Below are 16,203 nucleotides of genomic sequence, written 5' to 3'. Positions count from 1 at the left end.
AGTCAAAGTAGACGGCAGGCTGACTCACGGTAGGCTGACTCATCGGGTGGCTTACGCGCGAGCGAGCCAGGGTTTGCCGGCAAGTTTGCGCATGAGGGCATCGCGTGCGGCGGCGCAGGTAATCTCGTCAATGATGTGCAGGTAGATGGCACAGGAGATGCCATAGGCATCGGAGCCGAGAAAGCAGACGCCCGTAGCCTGGCCCTCGGCAAGCTTGCCCGCAAGCGCCTCGTCCGTCGCGGCGCGAATCTCGGCCGTCACGGCATCAAGGTCTGCATCGAGCGAAACCGCCACGTCCATCTCGCACAGCGTGGCCGAGCCCGAGCTCAGGCGCTCGAGGGCCGTCTTGTTGAGCACCGAGTTGGGGATGACCTGCTCGTTGCCCAGGCGGTCGCGCACCGTGGTGCTCCGCCAATTGACGTCCACCACGGTGCCGGAGAAGCCGGAAATCTCAACGGCGTCGCCAGGCTGCACCACCTTGCCGGCCATGAGGCCCAGGCCCGCCACCACATTGGACACGGTGTCCTGCATGCCAAAGGAGATGACCAGGGAGGTGACGCCCAAGGCGGTAACGAAGGCGGTGGGCTGAATGCCAAACACTGGCTGCAGCACCGCAAGCAGGGCAAACGCCCACACCAGCGCGCGACCGAGGTTCACGAAGATGCTCGCGCTGGGCACCTCGCTCGCGTCGAGCAGGCGCCGCAGCAGCTTGCTCAGGAAGTGGGCCACCAGCGCCGCCGCCACGATGGCAACCGCCAGCACGATGGCACGGCTCAGCAAATCGCTCGCCGTGAGGTTAAAGATGATGGGCTGGCTTGTCACCTGCTCGACCGAGCTCTTGACGTCGTCCATTCGCTACCTCCCAAAATGCGTCATAGGGGACAGGCCCTTTTGCACACCGCCTCGCGGCATGGAAAGGCCCGTCCCAATCCGCGCGCCCTCAATCGCATGCCGCCGCTACTGCTCGACCTTCACGATGGGCGCGAAGCCCTTCATGAGCTTCTTGACCTTGCCGGTACGGGTGAACTTGACCTCGATCATGTCGCCGCTGGCGCTGAGCACCACGCCGGGACCAAACGTCTTGTGCGAGATGTGGTCGCCCTTGGCAAAGCCCTCCGCGGCCTTGGCGGCGTCGCGCCTGATGCCGCGCTCGGGATTGGAGCCAAACGGGTCGTCGGGCGCCATGCCGCGCGAGGTGCCGCGCCCGGCACCGCCCGCAAACGTGGAGCCGGCGCAGCGACCCGTCGCCACGCCAAAGCCGGAACCGCCGCGTCCGCCCACGGCACCCGAGCCGAACGTTCGGGAACCGCCAGCCACGCCACCGCGCCCGCGACCACCCAGCGGCACGCCCGCACCAGACGGCACGCCGCCACCTACAAGGCCGCGCTCCTCGGCCGCGGCAAAGCTCAGGCCGCCGCCCGAGCCGTAGCGGGAGCCGCCACGCCCGGCACCGCCAACCTCCATGCCACGCGCTCCGGCGCCTCCACGCGAGCCGGCCGCCTCATCCGCAGACGGATAGGCCACGTCCTGGTTGAAGTCGTAGTCGTCAAACGCCCCACGCCTACCGCCGACAGCGCCCGAGCCATAGCCCGAGCCATAGCCCGAGCCGCCAAAGCGCGCCTGTGCCGAGCCTCCCGCAGACCTCGTGGCCGAGCCGTAGACCGCGCCGCCATACACCTGCGTGCCGCTGCCAAAGGTGCCGCGACGGTCACCGCGCTTCTCCCAGCCCACACCGGCAAAGCCGTCGGAGCCGGCCCCGGCAAACTTGATGTCGCTCTCCGGAATCTCGCTCAGGAAGCGGCTCATCGGGTTGGCAACGGTGGAGCCGTACGTGCGGCGCGTGGCGGCGTACGTGAGGTAGAGCCTGCGCTCGGCGCGCGTGATGGCCACGTAGGCCAGGCGGCGCTCCTCCTCCAGACTGCCCGGGTCCTCCTCGCCGGGATGCACGTGCGGGAAGATTCCCTCCTCCATGCCGGCCACGAACACCACCGGGAACTCCAGGCCCTTGGCCGAGTGCACGGTCATCATCGTCACCGCGCTAGTAGAGCCGGCCAGCGAGTCCAGGTCGCTGCGCAGGGCGAGCCACTCCATGAAGGCCGGGAGCTTCTCGGCCGCCACGGTGATGCCCTCGTCCACGGGCTGCGCCGGCGGCACGGGGGCGGGCTCGTCACCCGGCGCCGCGTCCAGCATGCCGGCCTCGCGCAGCTGGGCCAGGCTCTCGAGCGTCTCGGCCACGTCGTCATGCGTCTCGTCAAAGTCGGCCGCCACGCTCAGGAACTCGCGGATGTTGTCGACGCGACCATCCGCCTCCACGGTGTGCTCGGCCTCAAGCGCCGCGATGAGACCGGTGTCCTCGATAATGGACTCCACCACGCGCGCAAGCTCGCCGCTCTTGGCCCTCACCCGCTCGATGATGCTCGTGAACTGGCCCAGGGCGTTGCGGACCTTGGCCGTGAGCAGGCCCTCCTCGGCCACGCACGCCTGGCATGCCGCCATGAACGGCATGCCGCTCTGCAGCGCGTAGCTCTGGATCTTGGCCACGCTCGTGGAGCCGATGCCGCGACGCGGTGTGTTCACCACGCGCTGGGCGCTCACGTCGTCCGACGGGTTCACCACGAGCTTGAGGTAGGCCATGACATCGCGAATCTCGGCGCGGTCGAAGAAGCGCGTGCCGCCCACGATCTTGTACGGCACGCCAGCGCGCAGCAGCATGTCTTCGAGGATGCGGCTCTGCGAGTTCATTCGGTAGAAGACGGCCATGTCGTCATAGCTGGTACCGGCCTCGTGGAGCTTCTCGATCTCGCCGCCGATCCAGCTGCCCTCGGCACGCTCGTCGCTCGCCTGGTAGGCCTGCACCAGCTCGCCGTCGCCGCGCGAGGTGAACAGGCGCTTCTCCTTGCGGTGGCTGTTGTTGGCCACCACGGCGTTGGCCGCGTTCAGGATGTGGCCCGTGGAACGGTAGTTCTCCTCGAGCTTGACCACGCGGGCGTCCGGATAGTCCTTCTCAAAGTCGAGGATGTTCTGGATGTCCGCACCTCGCCACGAGTAGATGGACTGGTCGTCGTCGCCCACGACCATGAGGTTGCGCGTGCGCGAGGCCAGCATGTTGGTGATCTCGTACTGGACGTGGTTGGTGTCCTGGTACTCGTCCACGCTGATCTGGATGAAGCGGTCCTGGTACTTGGCCAGCACGTCCGGGTGGTTCTTGAGCAGCTTGTGCGCGTTGATGAGCAGGTCATCGAAGTCCATAGCGTTGGCGCGCTCGAGGCGGCGCTGGAGCTCGTGGTAGACGCGAGCGGTGGCCTGGAGCTGCGGCGTATTGGCCATTCCCTCAAACTCGTCGGGCAGCACCAGGGCATTCTTGGCGCTGGAGATGCGCGAGCGGATACCGTTGATGGGGAAGCTCTTGGGCTCGATGTCCAGGTCGCTCATGATCTGCTTCACGAGGCGCTTGGAGTCGTCATCGTCATAGATTGTGAAGTTGGATTTGAAGCCCAGGGCCTCGGCGTCCTCGCGCAGGATGCGCACACACATGGCGTGGAAGGTGCAGACCCACATGCCGCGCGTGCCGCCGGGCAGCAGCGAGTCCAGGCGTTCGCGCATCTCGGCCGCGGCCTTGTTGGTGAACGTGATGGCGAGGATCTGCCAGGGGCGGACGCTCTCGTCGGCGATCATGTGGGCGATGCGATATGTGAGCACGCGCGTCTTGCCGGAGCCGGCGCCCGCGAGGACGAGCAGCGGGCCATGGGTGCACTCGGCCGCCTCGCGCTGTGCGGGGTTGAGGCCGGAGAGGTCGATGCTGGCCTGCGGCAGCTGATAGCGCGGGCGGAACGGCCGCGGCGCGGGCGCAGGCTGCGCGGCAACGGGCGAGGCGGGGGTGGCATACGAGGGCGCTGGGGCAGCGGCGCGCGCAGCAGGCGCCGATGCAGGGGCACCCGAAGCGGCGGTGCGAGGAGCGCACGCGGCAGACGCAGGGACCTCCTGCATGAAGCTCGGCAGCGTAAGGTCTGCGGCGGTCCTCTTCCTCGGTCCTGTCGTCATCGCAACTCCCAACTCGCTCTCGTCAACGGCCCCCTAGTCTACCCGGCATTCCGGACATCTCTCCTCGCCTGCCCAACCCACCACACCGATTCCGCCTTGGGAGCGCCACGGATGCCCCGCCGCAGGTTCACGGCGGGAAGGCCCCCGCCACGGGTTCACGGCTGGAAGGCTCCCGCCACGGGTTCACGGCGGGAGGGCCCCGCCACGGGGACGCGGGAGAACTCCGCCAAGTTGAAAGGCAGCCCAGAGAGCCAGTTTGTCCACGAATGCGGCCGGTTGCGTTGCCCGGGCACTGGCGCGCCTCCAAGCAGACCAGGACTCGAGAGCGAACTCGCCCCAGGGCCGCTCCTCGCCACTTTCAAATCGCGCAATCGCCCGTATTTATGGACAGAATTCGGAAATTGGGCTCCCGAAAAACAGCTGCGCGGCAATTCTACACTAAACGAAAGCCGTATTGAGCCTGCTAAGTTTACGGGCAATAAATGCCAAATCGCAATCGCCCGGATTCCTGGACAAAGTGCTAGTGGGAGCTGCCCCGACTTCGCAATCGGCCGGATTCCTGGACAGGCGGAAGCGCCGGGGCCAGAGGGCCACGCAACCAACCGAATCTCTGGACAGAAGAGGACGCGGGGGGCAAGAGGGCCACGCAATCGGCCGTATTCCCGGACAGGCACGGCGAAGGCTACCGGCATGGGGCCCGGCCGTCATAGATGGCAGCCCGAACGGAATGGGCGGCAACCCAAGCGACCACCAGCGACAGCCCAAACGACAAGCGCTGGCAGCCCGAACGGCACCTACAGGTAGCGATCCTCGAACATGAAGAGGTGCCAGTAGTAGCCAACGGGGTCTGCCAGGGCAGCCTGCCCATGGCCGGCGCCCTCGACCATCGTGAGCATGTGCCCGTCGCCCGAGGCAGCTCCGCCGCAAGCCTCGTCCAGGCGCTTTGCCATGTTCGGGGGCACCACGGTGTCCTGGTCTCCCTGGATGAGAAGCACGGGAACGCGCGCGGCAGCCACTGCCGACTCGGGATTGGCGAGTGACACGTCATAGCCGCCCTTGCTCCCCTTAAGCTCAAAGCGCATGAGGTCAATGAGCGGGTGCGCGGACGACTTCTTGTCCTGGCCCATGAGCTTCGTGGCCACGTTCCACACGTCCGTGTACGCGGAGTCGGCCACCACGGCCTTGACCTGCGCCGGAAGGTCACCCTCGGCAGATGCCATCAGCGCTGCCGCCGCGCCCATGCCCGTGCCGTGGAGGGCGATACGCGCGCGGCTCCCCGCGCGGCCAACAACCCACGAGGCCCACGCCACGAGGTCGCGACGGTCGAGCCAGCCAAGGCCGACCCACGCGCCGCCACTCTCCCCGTAGGCACGCATGTCAATCAGCAGCAGGTTGAAGCCCCGCTCCGCATAGCGGCGCGCGTGGATGAGCCCGTCGCGCCAACCGCCGTTGTATCCATGGGCGAGCACCACCCAACGCGTGGACTTGGGATTGCAGACAAGCACGTGGCCAACGAGCTTCGTGCCGTCGTCGGACGACGCCTCCACGGTCTCGAACTCGCCGGCACCAGACAACCACTCGCGCGCAGCCTTGGCCTCCTTGGCGCGATTGGCGTCGAGAGCCGCAACCTCATCCGGGATGAGCGTCGGCCCCCAAGCGCGGAGCTGGCCCGGACCACCGTCGAGCCACGTGCCAAGGGAGCCCGCGGTACCCCGCGAGCCCTCGTCCTCCGCGTCCCCGCTTGCCCGCTTGCTGCCGAGCAGCTCGGGCAGGCGCATGCGGGAAACCGCGATCACAGCCGCGCTCGGCACCATCGCAAAGAAGATGAACATGATGCCAATGCCGAGGTAGCCGGCCACGATGGCAGCAATGCCCAGGCCGAGCATCACGGCCACGTACGCCACAAAGGAGAGGAGCTTGCCCCAGCCCGGGGCTTCGGTGATTTTGCCCTCGAGGTCAACCGTGACGGGCAGGGTACCAAGCAGCGGTCCCAGCACCCAGGGCACGGCCGCCTCCTCGGCGCCAGATTCCCCCTGAGCCGGCTCCTCGCCTACCGGAGAATCGACGTCGGCCTTGGCCGGAGTCTCGGATTCGGCCTCAGCCGCCGTCTCGGCGTCAACCTCGGACGACGGGTCAGCGCCGTCCTCATCCTCTGCCTCGGCAACAAACTCAGTCGGAGCCTCGCCGTCGAGCTCTACCGCCTCTACGGCTTCGACCCCTTCGCCGCCCTCGACGGCCTCGGCGTCATCGGCCTCCGCGACAAGCTCCTCGGCAGCAACGTCCTCAGCCACATCCTCCGCAGCCTCCGCCTCGGCGTCCACGACCTCTGTCGCGTCCACGGCCTCATCCGAGAGCTCGGCATGGTCGAGGGCCTCGTCAATCGCCTCGCCCGTCAACGCGTCCGCCGTCTCGTCCAGCGTTTCGTCTAGGTTATCGTTCGCCATGGGGGCTCCCGTCTCGATATACAAGTTCAACTAGTATACCGGCGAGTTTGCCCACCCACGGCAGCCGGTGACTGGAATTAGGCAAGCGTAGCGGGGCGTCTTACAGGGCTGACCCGCCGCGGACTGAACCCACGCGCCAGGCCATCGCGCGACACGCCGCCGCGGCCGAGCGACACGCACGTCACAGCAAGCGTCACGCACACTGCAACCAACCGGAACCATCGCCAAACCAACCGGCACGCTTCGCGGTCAACTGACATGCATCGCCAGCCAGCCGTAAAGCGCGCTGCAGCGCACCCGCGCCTCGCAAGAGATTCGCAGACGCTAATCCCGCCCCGGCTCCTCGTCCTCGACGATGCGGTCGCGATCATACGTGATGCTGTACGCCTTCTCGAGCACGCGGAGCAGCTCCTTCGTGTCGTGCTCCCCCAACGTCGTGAGTCTGGCCGCGAGGTCGTTCACGCCTTCGGCACGCTGCTCGCGAGAGAACTTCCGGCCCTTCTCGGTTGCAAAGGCAGTAACACGGCGGCGGTCATGCGAGTCGGCCGCGCGCCTGACGTAGCCCTTGGCAGAGAGTGAGTCCAAAATGCGCGTCATGCGGGAGCGTGTGTAGCCGAGGCGACTCGCCAGATAGGACGGGCTCATGCCATCCGGCATGCGGGAGAGAAGGTCGAGCACGGGAGCCTCACCCATGGAAAGACCATACGCCGTGCTAAGGGAGCCTTTTGCGAGGGCGCGCGAGTACACCAGAAGCTTATTGGCCGCGACCTCGTAGTCCATTCCCAGGTTCACCTTCGTCGATATCGCAAGCGGTTGATAGTCAGTGGTTCGCAAATATACCGATTTGACCGGCAAAAGTGTGACGTGTGACTATATTGATTAAAACAAACCTTTATCTACAAGCGCATCAAAATAATGCTTGCCCGACATGTTTTGCGAGGCGCCCTACCGAATCCTTGTGCCCCCAAGCGACCTATGCAGAGCGCCCTATCGAATCATTGCGCCGCCGCGCGAAATCAGCCGAGCGGAACTGGACTCGACGCCCCCGTCTCGCGATCATCCGAATCGACATCACGTCCTTGGGCGGCATCCCACTCGGAGACAGCATCCCGCTCTGAATCGGCACCTCCGTCGGAAGTGCTACTCCGCTCGCGAGAAGTCGCAACGTCCTCCGAGTTCAGATTGTCGTTGTACGTGATCGCATACGCCCGCTCCAGCACGCGAACGAGCTCGGACACGTCGTGCTCGCCCAGCTCAGAGAGGTTTCGCGCAAGCTCCCCAACCCCATGGGAGCGTTTGCTTTCCGTATGGTCCCTGCCGGAATCCGTGATGCGCACGATGACGCGGCGGCGGTCCTTGGTGTCTGCCTCACGCTCGACGAACCCCTTCGCCGCCAGCGAGTCCAAGATTCGTGTCATGCGGGGGCGGGTATAACCCAGCCCCTTCGCGAGCCTGGAGGGGATGGCGCCCTCTTCGCGTTCGGCAAGATACTCCAGCACCGGCATCTCGCCCACCGAGAGACCATATGCCGTGCTGAACCTTCCCTTGGCAAAGGCCCTGGAATAGGTGACGAGCTTCTTGGCCGCATCCTCGTAGTCCATGGCTACCCACGCCTTCGACAACCGGTGCGCGCGGCGCCAGCCGGGGACGCGTCCGCAGGGTCTCCAGACTCGACCGCGGCCTTGGGCTCGCCAATCCCTACCGCCCCCACGGACGCACCAGACTCAGACGAGGACGCAGCTCCGGCTCCTTCCTCGCCCGCGCCCTCGCCCACACGCTTGGGCACGCCGTTCTCGTCCAACTCCACATGAGCCGCGGCCAAAATGCTGCTCACGTTGGCGCGGGCGCGCATCGTCCCCAGCTTGAGGATCGCGGACAGGATGGCGCCCAGAACCAGCAGGACCACGCCCACCGGGCCAGCCCACGCGGGTCCGGCGCCCTTCATGCCCCACCACGCGAGCAAAAAGCCGATGGCAACCATGGAGTACCCGAGGCGAAGCACCACGTCGAGCCGCTGGATGGCCTCAGTCTGGAGCCTGGCCTCGCGGATAAGGTCCTCGCGCCCCCACTTGGATGTATCAAGCGCCATAACGGCTTCCTTTCCGTAGCTGCGGACTGCACCACCGCGAGCAACCTCGACCGAGGAATCGGCCCGCCATGCACGGGCACGCCCCCGGCCATCGCGGCCCCGATACCTCGAGATGGGCCGGCAGGACGGCCAATCGCGCGCAATCGCTATCGTACGCGGTGGCCTAGCCCACGGGGCAAACGATTCCGCCAACCGCTCGCTTGGGAAAAACGCGCGGACGCGGAACCTCAGAGGCCCGCGCCCGCGCAATCAGACGAACGCTTTGCCTGGCTGCCGGCTCATCCGGCAGCCGTCGGGCGACCGCGTTGACCGGTACCTAGTAGGACAGGCCGGGGTTGAAGACACCAATCAGAACGCCCACGAAGGCAATGACAACGAGGATGAGCATCGTGACGACCGGGGTGAGCTTCTTCTTGGTCATGAGCCACCAGCACAGCAGCGTGAACAGGCAGGGCAGCAGCTTGGGGAAGATGCCGTCGAGCGTGTCCTGGAACACGGTGCCGCCAGGAAGCACGAGGTCCGCGGAGACCGTGATGCTCACCCACGTAGCGGCGACGGCGCCGATGACCATGGTACCCACCATGACGATGGAGTCGCGAAGGGCCGTGGCCTTGGGGCCAACGAGGGCCTCGACAGCCTTGCCGCCGAGCTCATAGCCCTGGTTGTAGGCGAGGCGCATGCCAAGGAACATGAGCGCGTTCCACACCACGATGTAGAAGATGGCGCCAAGCGGGCTGCCGTCCGTGGAGAGGCCAAGGGCGATGCCAAGCAGGATGGGGATCAGCGTGCCGACGACGAGCGAGTCGCCCAGGCCGGCGAGCGGGCCCATGAGGCCGGCGCGGATGCCGTTGATGGCCTCGTCGGTGACGGCCTCGCCATTGGCGCGGGCCTCCTCGAGGCCGGCGGTGATGCCAACGACCATCGTGCCAACCTGCGGCTCGGTGTTGAAGAACGCGCTGTAGGTCATGAGGGCGTTCTTCTGGTCCTCGGGCTTGTCATAGAGCTCCTCGACCAGAGGGAGCATGGCGCACAGGTAGCCGAACGTCTGCATGTGCTCCTGGGAGAAGCAGGTCAGGTTGCCGTAGGCCCAGTTCCAGAACGAACGGTTGAGCGCCTTCTTGGATAGCTTCTTCTTGCCAGTGGTCTCAGCCATTAGATGTCCTCCTCTTCCTCATCGTCACCCGAGGCGAGAGCGGCGGCGCCGTTCTGGATATCGATCTTGATGGACTCGAGCTTGTAGTTGATCACCGCGAAGAAACCGCCGATGAGAGCAGCGGCAATCAGGTTGACGCCCATGACGGCAGCGAGGATAAAGCCAAAGAAGAAGGTCAGGAAGTCAGTGGGCTTGGAGATGACCTGCTTCAGAAGAATGGCGATACCGACGGTGGGGAGCAGCGAGCCAACGGTGAACAGGGTCTTCATCGCAACGCCGTCCATCGGCAGGTAGGTCTTCATCAGGTCCACCATGGAAGCGCCACCCATGGTGATGACAAACGTGGGGATGAAGGAGCAGAGGATATGGCCAATCCAAGGCAGACCCATGTCAACGAGGTAGAGCTTCTTCAGGTCACCCTTCTCGAGCCACTTCCAGCCCATGCCCTGCCAGATCAGGTTCACCGTGGCGGTGCCGTAGAACAGAACGGTGCCGAGCGTGCCCACGGCGGCGCCGAGGGAGGCGGCGAGGCCGGCGGCCTCAGCAGACGCAGGGTCGAGGCCCTGGGCCTGAACGGCCAGGACGGACAGCGGGATGCCGATGTAGGACACGGCACGGACGTCTGCGGAGACGGTTCCGCCCGGGGTCACCAGCGCGATATAGACGAGCTGAATGGCAGCGCCGATGAGGATGCCGGTGCGGATGTCGCCCATGACGAGGCCTACAATGAGGCCGGCGACTAGAGGGCGGCCAAGGGTGTAGTTACCGATGGTCGTGCCGCCCATGCCCGGCATAGATGACAGGCAGGCGCACAGCCCGAAAATGGCTGCCTGGAACGCGTTAATTCCCATACCTTCCACCTTCCAAAGTGGTTTGTAGGACAACTCGGGCCCAACAGCGCCCCATTGGGGCCCGAGGTAAAGCCGTACCTAGAAGCCGAACTGGCCGCGGAACTTGGGCCACTCGCCGATGGACTTCTCCTTCAGGAGGGCGAACTCGACCGTATAGCCGGCGTTCGCGATGTCCTCGAGAGCCTGGGCCTCCTCCTGCGTAATGGACTGGTTGTTGCCCAGCTTGGTGGCGTTGGGGCGGTCGTTGCAGGGACCCACGATGACGCGGTCCATGCCCGGCTTGAAGCCCATGTCCACCAGAATCTTCTTCATGTCCTGCGGGTTCTTGGTGATCAGAAAGTAGCGGTCCTTGGAGTCGAGGACCCTCTGTTGAACGTCCTTGAAGTGATCGAGGGTCCAGACGAAGGTCTTCTTGTCGGACGCGCTCTTGTAGGCCTGCTTGAGGATCGGGTCGGACGCGGCGGCGTCGTTGACGGCGATGAGGCCGTCGCACGGGTACTCGAGGGACCAGCGGGTCACGGTCTGGCCATGAATCATGCGGTCGTCGATGCGTATGAAGGAAATCATGCGTGCCTCCTGTTGGGGACGTTGTGCCCGCCGGTCATGTGCGGGCGTTTTGCTGGTTGCTGGCGGTTTTCCGCGGTTGCTGGCGGCTCCTCGCCGTTGCTGGCGGCCTACCGCGGCCGCTGGTGGCCTATCGCGGTTGCTAGCGGCTTCCCGTCTGGGCCTTGACCTTTGCCGCGCGCCTTGGGACTAGCCCTGATCTCGCCTAGATGTCGTCCTCGTCGTCAGCCGACGGGGTCTCGAGCTCGAGCTCCTTCGTGGCCTCTCGGGCCTCGCTGACCATGGACTGCTTGAGGGCGGGCAGGTCGTCCGTCTGGAGCTGAAGCACCGCAGTGAGTGCCATCGGCAAGTTCATGCCGCCAAAGGCGGAGGTGCGCGCAATCATGCCCTTGTCGGACAGCGTCTTGAGGGCGTTGGTGAGCGGCGAGCCGCCGATGATGTCGCCAAGCACGAGGACCTCGTCCTCCGGATCAATCGGCTCGATGACCTTCTTGAGGTTCTCGACATACTGATCTGCACCCATACCATCCTCGAGGCTGCAGCTCAGAACGTCATCCCTGTCGCCGGACAGCATCTTGAGGACGCTGTGCAGGCCGGGCGCGAAGGTACCGTGGCTTACTAGGAGCAGATATCTCATGGGCCCTCCTTTCCGTGCGCTGGCAGTGCCAACGCACCCCTGCGTGCGTCACACGTCGCGACGCACAGGCCATCGCGCCGCCGCCCCGATGGCCCCGGGGTCGGCCTCACGTTTCGATTTGATTATTGGCGTCAACTATTTCGATACAAAACTATTTGCTGTCAGTGGCAACTATTTGTCGGCAAGCGGTAGTTGACGGCAGCAACTACCTTCTGCGGCCACAAGAGTGAGGGCGGCACAGCGGCCTGCATAAGCCGATATAACCGCAGGTGCAAGTGCAGGCCATTGTACCGTTCTAACATAATGCCTGTTATACGCCGGTATTTTCCACTTGCAACCGGGGACAGACCCTTTTGCAAGTTTCCTGAAAGCCCAACGGCCCATTCGGCCCAGCACCCGCCATACCATTCCGCTCGTCTGCGCTTTCCGCAGCAGGCGCCCGGGCAGGCACCCATCAGCGCGGCCTACAGCAGGCGCTCCAGCTCTGTCGCCAAGCCGTTCTCATCATTGGTGAGCCGCGTAACATGCGTCGCGGCCGCCCGCACCGCGGCCTCCCCATTGGCCATGGCATAACTCTCCGGCACCGCCGCAAGCATGTCCACATCGTTGTGACCGTCGCCAAAAGCCATGGCCTGCGACGGCTCCAGACCGTAGTGCTCGCACACCACCCGGACGCCCTCGGCCTTGCTCACACCGCCAGCCATGACTTCGCAAAGAATCGGCGACGAGAGCACCACCGTAAGCTCGGGCAACGCCGCGGCAAGCTCGGCCCGCAACGCCCCCATGCGCCCGGCCTCGCCCACAAGCAGCAGCTTGTGCAGACCACCGACCTCGCCAAACACATCCTCGAGGGTGCCTTCCTCGCTCTGACGCCCCACGATGCGCTCCTCGTTGGCCACGCGCGGGTCCAAGCGGTCATCAACCACCCATCTGTGGTAGCCGTATGCCATGCAGCACACATCCGATGCCCGCTCCGCCACTATTCGACTTGCCTTGAGCGCGAGTTCGATGGGCATGGGCCTACTCAGCAGCTCAACGCCACGCTCGTCGGTGGCGTACGCCCCGCTGTAGCACACGAGCGGGCCCGAGAACCGAAGCGTGCGCTGGATGGGCGTCAGGGCCTCCGGCATACGGGCGCTCACGAGCACAAACGGAATGCCGCGCTCCCCAAGCCGCGCAATGGCGGAGGCCGACGCAGGAATGGGCCGATGTTCAGCATCGAGCAAGGTGCCGTCAACATCGGTGAACACGATGCGGGCGCCATTCTTCAAGGGTCTGCACTCCATGGGATCTCCCCTCTTCCAAGGCATACGCCGGGCACAGGCAGACCGACGCGCGCCGCTTCACCGAGTGCGAGAGCCGGGCGTGCGAGCCAACAGGCGCAGAAGCCAGGCCAAAGCAGGCAGGCGTGGCCACGAGCCGACGACCGCGCGCCGAGTCTGGACGCTCCGCCGCACGCGACGCGCCAAGCCGCGGCCTCTCCAAGGCAGCAACCCCGGCAGCCCCAGCGACAACTCCCCGCTTTCCAGCCCCACCATACACGGTATTTGACACCGGCAACTACCGTATTCGATCAACGGCGCCATGCGCCCGCCCAGCGCTCCCGCATCCCAGCGCCCTATAATCGCCGCAAAAGACAGCCCTTCGGCACCCCGCTACCAGCCAAATCGCACTGGCCACCACACCGACCCATCCACACAAGGAGCCCCATGCCCCAGGCAAGCACACCCCATCGCGTTCTCTACTACACGCTCGACGGCGACACCTCGCGCGCCAACGAAATCCTCGCCCAGCTGGGGTGCGCCGAGGCCATCGAGCTCCTCGACGCAGCACATGAGCCGTTCAAGACCCCAACGCCCGAGCAGCTGAACGGCTGCGAGGCCGTTGTCGGCGAGTTCATGCCCGTCATCAAGGACACGGTGGACAGCTTCGCCAACGCCGGCGTGAAGCTCGTCGCGAGCATGTCCATCGGCCTCAACCACATGGATGTGGCGGGGCTCGCCCAGCGCGGCGTGCTCGTGAGCAACTGCCCGGGCTACTGCGCCAAGGAGGTCGCCGCGCACACCATCGCGCTCATGCTGGACCTCATGCGCAAGGTGACGCTCTCAAACCGCGACGTACTCGCCGGCGGCTGGGACCCAAAGGCTGGGTACCCCGTGCACAGGCCCTGCGGACAGACACTTGGCCTCGTATTCTTTGGCCGAATCGCCCGCGAGGTTGCGCCCGTGGCCCAAGCCCTGGGCATGCGTGTGCTCGTGTGGGCGCCCACGAAGAGCGCCGAGGAGCTGGCTGCCGCCGGCTGCGAGAAGGCCGAAACCCTTGAGGACTTGTTGCGAGCATCGGACGTCGTCAGTCTCCATTGCCCGCTCATAGACGAGACGCGCGGTCTTATCGGTGCGCGCGAGCTGGCACTTATGAAACCCGGTGCCGTGCTCGTGAACACCGCTCGCGGTGAGGTCGTGGACGAGAAGGCCCTGGTCGCGGCGTTGAACGAGGGAATCACAAGCGGCGGCAAGACGGGGATTTGCGCCGCCGGTCTCGACACCCTGGCGCACGAGGCGAGCGGCCGCAACGAGAAGCTCATCCGCCATCCGCGCTGCATCGTGACTCCGCACTCCGCCTACGACTCAATCGAGGCCGCGGACGCCCTGCGACAGATGAGCCTCGAGGCCGTCTGTGAGTTACTTGTTGAGGGCCGACGCCCCACGAACTGCGTGAGCCCGGAATAGAGGCGTGGTTCATCACGAAGAATTGGCCACGTTTCCGCAGGTATTCGGCCCCGTCCCCGCGGGGACGAGATTTCCGTCGTTGCAAGGATTCGACTCATGTTGCCGCGGGGGTTTGGCCCCGTCCTAACAAGGATTAGGCCCTATCGTCGCAAGAAAGGCGACCACCTGCAGCCCAGAGCGAAGTAACTCGCAGTCGCACACACCGATGTTGCAGCCCGCCCGCTTGAGTCGAGTCGTCAAACCCCAAACGGGCCAGCCGACTCGCATGACCTCCCAGCCGATATCCAAACTGCACCCAGATCGAAGAGAGGCGGCGCCCCTTGGGCGCCACCTCTCCTACAGCCACCACTTACGCGTTAATCCGACCGACACAATGGCAGCTCAGCTGCCCATCTCAGGCCAGATTCCGTGCCGACCCCGATGGCCTGTCTCACATCAGACCCAGCGCCGGGCCAATCGCGAGGAAGTACGCAAGTACCAGCACGCCCAGGATGATGCGGTACCAACCGAAGACCTTGAAGTCGTGCCGACGCACAAAGCCCGTAAGCCAGCGAATCGCCAGCAGCGACACCACAAACGCAACCACCAGGCCCACAATCATGATGCCCCACTCGTTGGCACCCATCGCGGCACCGCCCAGCAGGAACTTCACGACCTTCAGCAGGCTCGCGCCAAACATGACGGGAATCGCCAGGTAGAACGTGAACTTGGCGGCAACGGAACGCGTCGTGCCCAGCAGAAGGCCACCGATAATCGTGGAGCCCGAGCGCGACGTGCCCGGCACCAGCGACAGCACCTGAAAGCAACCAATCCCAAGGGCCGTCTTCCACGAGATGTCGTCGATGCTGGAGATGGCGCCAAAGTCCGTGTCATCAGCCGCAGCGTCCTGGGCCACGGACTTGGCAAAGTGAGCCCCGTGAATCTTCGCGGGAGCCGCTGCCTGCTTGGCGCGGCGCTTGGCACGCCAGTTCTCGATGAGAATGAAGGCGATGCCGTAGACGATTAGCGCCGCAGCCACCACATACGAGTTATAGAAGTGCTCATCCATGAAGTCATTGAGCGGCAGGCCAATCACCGCGGCCGGGATGCAGCCGAGGATGATCTTGCCCCAGAGGCTCCACGTGGCGCGCCGGCCGTCCTTGCCCTTGCTGAGCGAGAAGGGGTTGAGATCGTGGAAATAGAGCACGCACACCGAGAGGATCGCGCCAAGCTGAATCACCACGAGGAACATGTTCCAGAACTCGTCGGGCACGTCCATCTTGATGAACTCGTCCACCAAGATCATGTGGCCCGTAGACGAGATGGGGAGCCACTCCGTAATGCCCTCGACCAGGCCGAGGAACGCGGATTTGAGCAGGTCGAGGATATTCATAGAAACCTTTCGTTTGGGGTCGGGGCGTTCTTTTGGAGCCATCTGTCGAGACAGGGCGTTGGTGCGTTTTGCCGGAGCAGGGCTTCGAAGCGGCCCGCCGGGACGCTTTGCCTGCCGCGCTCAGGGCAAAGCGCCGCATCGGCCGGCGCTTTGAGGGCCAGCGTCCACCCCATCAATTGCCAAAGCCGGGCGAAGCCCCGGGCATCACTTTTGCGCGCATCATTATGCCGCGCGGAAGGCACCGGCGGCGCGGCTTCGCAGAGCAACCACAAGACGTTAATCACGCGTTATAGAGCCCGCCGGCGTAATGCCCCGGTGACATA

At 65.1% G+C, this 16,203-nt stretch carries 13 protein-coding genes; 1 reads left to right on the top strand and 12 read right to left on the bottom strand.

Going from position 1 to position 16,203, the window contains the following annotated elements:
• Nucleotides 1-51: 51 nt before the first annotated feature.
• The 11 genes from EFAMC2_RS08225 to EFAMC2_RS08170 all read right to left on the bottom strand — a co-directional run bounded on the left by EFAMC2_RS08225 (nucleotide 52) and on the right by EFAMC2_RS08170 (nucleotide 13,065).
• The gene (locus EFAMC2_RS08225) at nucleotides 52-852 is read right to left on the bottom strand and encodes a mechanosensitive ion channel family protein (protein ID WP_154028482.1); all 801 of its coding nucleotides are present in this window, start codon (nucleotides 850-852) and stop codon (nucleotides 52-54) included.
• Nucleotides 853-957: 105 nt separating this feature from the next.
• Nucleotides 958-4,041, bottom strand: coding sequence for an ATP-dependent helicase (locus EFAMC2_RS08215; protein WP_261980205.1), 3,084 nt, complete (start codon nucleotides 4,039-4,041; stop codon nucleotides 958-960).
• 794 nt (nucleotides 4,042-4,835) lie between these two features.
• On the bottom strand, nucleotides 4,836-6,485 hold the full coding sequence (locus EFAMC2_RS08210) for an alpha/beta hydrolase (RefSeq protein WP_154028480.1): 1,650 nt from the start codon (nucleotides 6,483-6,485) through the stop codon (nucleotides 4,836-4,838).
• Between the two features lie 324 nt (nucleotides 6,486-6,809).
• The gene (locus EFAMC2_RS08205) at nucleotides 6,810-7,265 is read right to left on the bottom strand and encodes a MarR family winged helix-turn-helix transcriptional regulator (RefSeq protein WP_154028478.1); all 456 of its coding nucleotides are present in this window, start codon (nucleotides 7,263-7,265) and stop codon (nucleotides 6,810-6,812) included.
• Nucleotides 7,266-7,501: 236 nt separating this feature from the next.
• The gene (locus tag EFAMC2_RS10460) at nucleotides 7,502-8,086 is read right to left on the bottom strand and encodes a MarR family winged helix-turn-helix transcriptional regulator (RefSeq protein WP_154028476.1); all 585 of its coding nucleotides are present in this window, start codon (nucleotides 8,084-8,086) and stop codon (nucleotides 7,502-7,504) included.
• Between the two features lie 2 nt (nucleotides 8,087-8,088).
• Complete coding sequence (locus EFAMC2_RS08195) at nucleotides 8,089-8,574, bottom strand: hypothetical protein (protein WP_154028474.1); 486 nt, start codon at nucleotides 8,572-8,574, stop codon at nucleotides 8,089-8,091.
• A gap of 316 nt (nucleotides 8,575-8,890) precedes the next feature.
• Nucleotides 8,891-9,727, bottom strand: a complete 837-nt coding sequence (locus EFAMC2_RS08190) for a PTS system mannose/fructose/sorbose family transporter subunit IID (RefSeq protein ID WP_154028472.1) — start codon at nucleotides 9,725-9,727, stop codon at nucleotides 8,891-8,893.
• Nucleotides 9,727-10,578, bottom strand: coding sequence for a PTS mannose/fructose/sorbose/N-acetylgalactosamine transporter subunit IIC (locus EFAMC2_RS08185; protein ID WP_154028470.1), 852 nt, complete (start codon nucleotides 10,576-10,578; stop codon nucleotides 9,727-9,729). Before EFAMC2_RS08185 ends, EFAMC2_RS08190 begins: the two co-directional genes overlap by 1 nt.
• 78 nt (nucleotides 10,579-10,656) lie before the next feature.
• The gene (locus EFAMC2_RS08180) at nucleotides 10,657-11,145 is read right to left on the bottom strand and encodes a PTS system mannose/fructose/N-acetylgalactosamine-transporter subunit IIB (protein WP_154028468.1); all 489 of its coding nucleotides are present in this window, start codon (nucleotides 11,143-11,145) and stop codon (nucleotides 10,657-10,659) included.
• A 202-nt stretch (nucleotides 11,146-11,347) separates the two neighbouring features.
• Complete coding sequence (locus EFAMC2_RS08175; protein ID WP_154028466.1) at nucleotides 11,348-11,779, bottom strand: PTS sugar transporter subunit IIA; 432 nt, start codon at nucleotides 11,777-11,779, stop codon at nucleotides 11,348-11,350.
• 464 nt (nucleotides 11,780-12,243) lie between these two features.
• On the bottom strand, nucleotides 12,244-13,065 hold the full coding sequence (locus EFAMC2_RS08170) for a Cof-type HAD-IIB family hydrolase (RefSeq protein ID WP_187325245.1): 822 nt from the start codon (nucleotides 13,063-13,065) through the stop codon (nucleotides 12,244-12,246).
• A 423-nt stretch (nucleotides 13,066-13,488) separates the two neighbouring features.
• Between EFAMC2_RS08170 and EFAMC2_RS08165 the strand changes: the two genes are divergently transcribed.
• Nucleotides 13,489-14,508: a C-terminal binding protein gene (locus tag EFAMC2_RS08165; RefSeq protein WP_187325244.1), complete on the top strand. Its 1,020-nt coding sequence runs from the start codon at nucleotides 13,489-13,491 to the stop codon at nucleotides 14,506-14,508.
• A gap of 430 nt (nucleotides 14,509-14,938) precedes the next feature.
• Here EFAMC2_RS08165 and EFAMC2_RS08160 read toward each other — a convergent pair whose 3' ends face one another.
• A complete protein-coding gene (locus tag EFAMC2_RS08160) occupies nucleotides 14,939-15,880 on the bottom strand; it encodes an undecaprenyl-diphosphate phosphatase (protein WP_154028459.1) in 942 nt (313 codons plus the stop codon).
• Nucleotides 15,881-16,203 lie beyond the last annotated feature (323 nt).

Source organism: Olsenella uli, from assembly GCF_901212655.1.
Taxonomy (GTDB): domain Bacteria; phylum Actinomycetota; class Coriobacteriia; order Coriobacteriales; family Atopobiaceae; genus Parolsenella; species Parolsenella uli_A.
Note: the sequence above shows the minus strand (reverse complement) of the source record. Positions and strands in the feature narration are given on the sequence as shown.

Excerpts from the sequence above, each read along its gene's own strand:
- EFAMC2_RS08160 (WP_154028459.1), bottom strand. The coding sequence starts at position 15,880 with ATGAATATCCTCGACCTGCTCAAATCCGCGTTCCTCGGCCTGGTCGAG.
- EFAMC2_RS08195 (WP_154028474.1), bottom strand. The coding sequence starts at position 8,574 with ATGGCGCTTGATACATCCAAGTGGGGGCGCGAGGACCTTATCCGCGAG.
- EFAMC2_RS08165 (WP_187325244.1), top strand. The coding sequence starts at position 13,489 with ATGCCCCAGGCAAGCACACCCCATCGCGTTCTCTACTACACGCTCGAC.
- EFAMC2_RS10460 (WP_154028476.1), bottom strand. The coding sequence starts at position 8,086 with ATGGACTACGAGGATGCGGCCAAGAAGCTCGTCACCTATTCCAGGGCC.
- EFAMC2_RS08205 (WP_154028478.1), bottom strand. The coding sequence starts at position 7,265 with ATGGACTACGAGGTCGCGGCCAATAAGCTTCTGGTGTACTCGCGCGCC.
- EFAMC2_RS08170 (WP_187325245.1), bottom strand. The coding sequence starts at position 13,065 with ATGGAGTGCAGACCCTTGAAGAATGGCGCCCGCATCGTGTTCACCGAT.
- EFAMC2_RS08175 (WP_154028466.1), bottom strand. The coding sequence starts at position 11,779 with ATGAGATATCTGCTCCTAGTAAGCCACGGTACCTTCGCGCCCGGCCTG.
- EFAMC2_RS08185 (WP_154028470.1), bottom strand. The coding sequence starts at position 10,578 with ATGGGAATTAACGCGTTCCAGGCAGCCATTTTCGGGCTGTGCGCCTGC.
- EFAMC2_RS08215 (WP_261980205.1), bottom strand. The coding sequence starts at position 4,041 with ATGACGACAGGACCGAGGAAGAGGACCGCCGCAGACCTTACGCTGCCG.
- EFAMC2_RS08210 (WP_154028480.1), bottom strand. The coding sequence starts at position 6,485 with ATGGCGAACGATAACCTAGACGAAACGCTGGACGAGACGGCGGACGCG.
- EFAMC2_RS08190 (WP_154028472.1), bottom strand. The coding sequence starts at position 9,727 with ATGGCTGAGACCACTGGCAAGAAGAAGCTATCCAAGAAGGCGCTCAAC.
- EFAMC2_RS08180 (WP_154028468.1), bottom strand. The coding sequence starts at position 11,145 with ATGATTTCCTTCATACGCATCGACGACCGCATGATTCATGGCCAGACC.
- EFAMC2_RS08225 (WP_154028482.1), bottom strand. The coding sequence starts at position 852 with ATGGACGACGTCAAGAGCTCGGTCGAGCAGGTGACAAGCCAGCCCATC.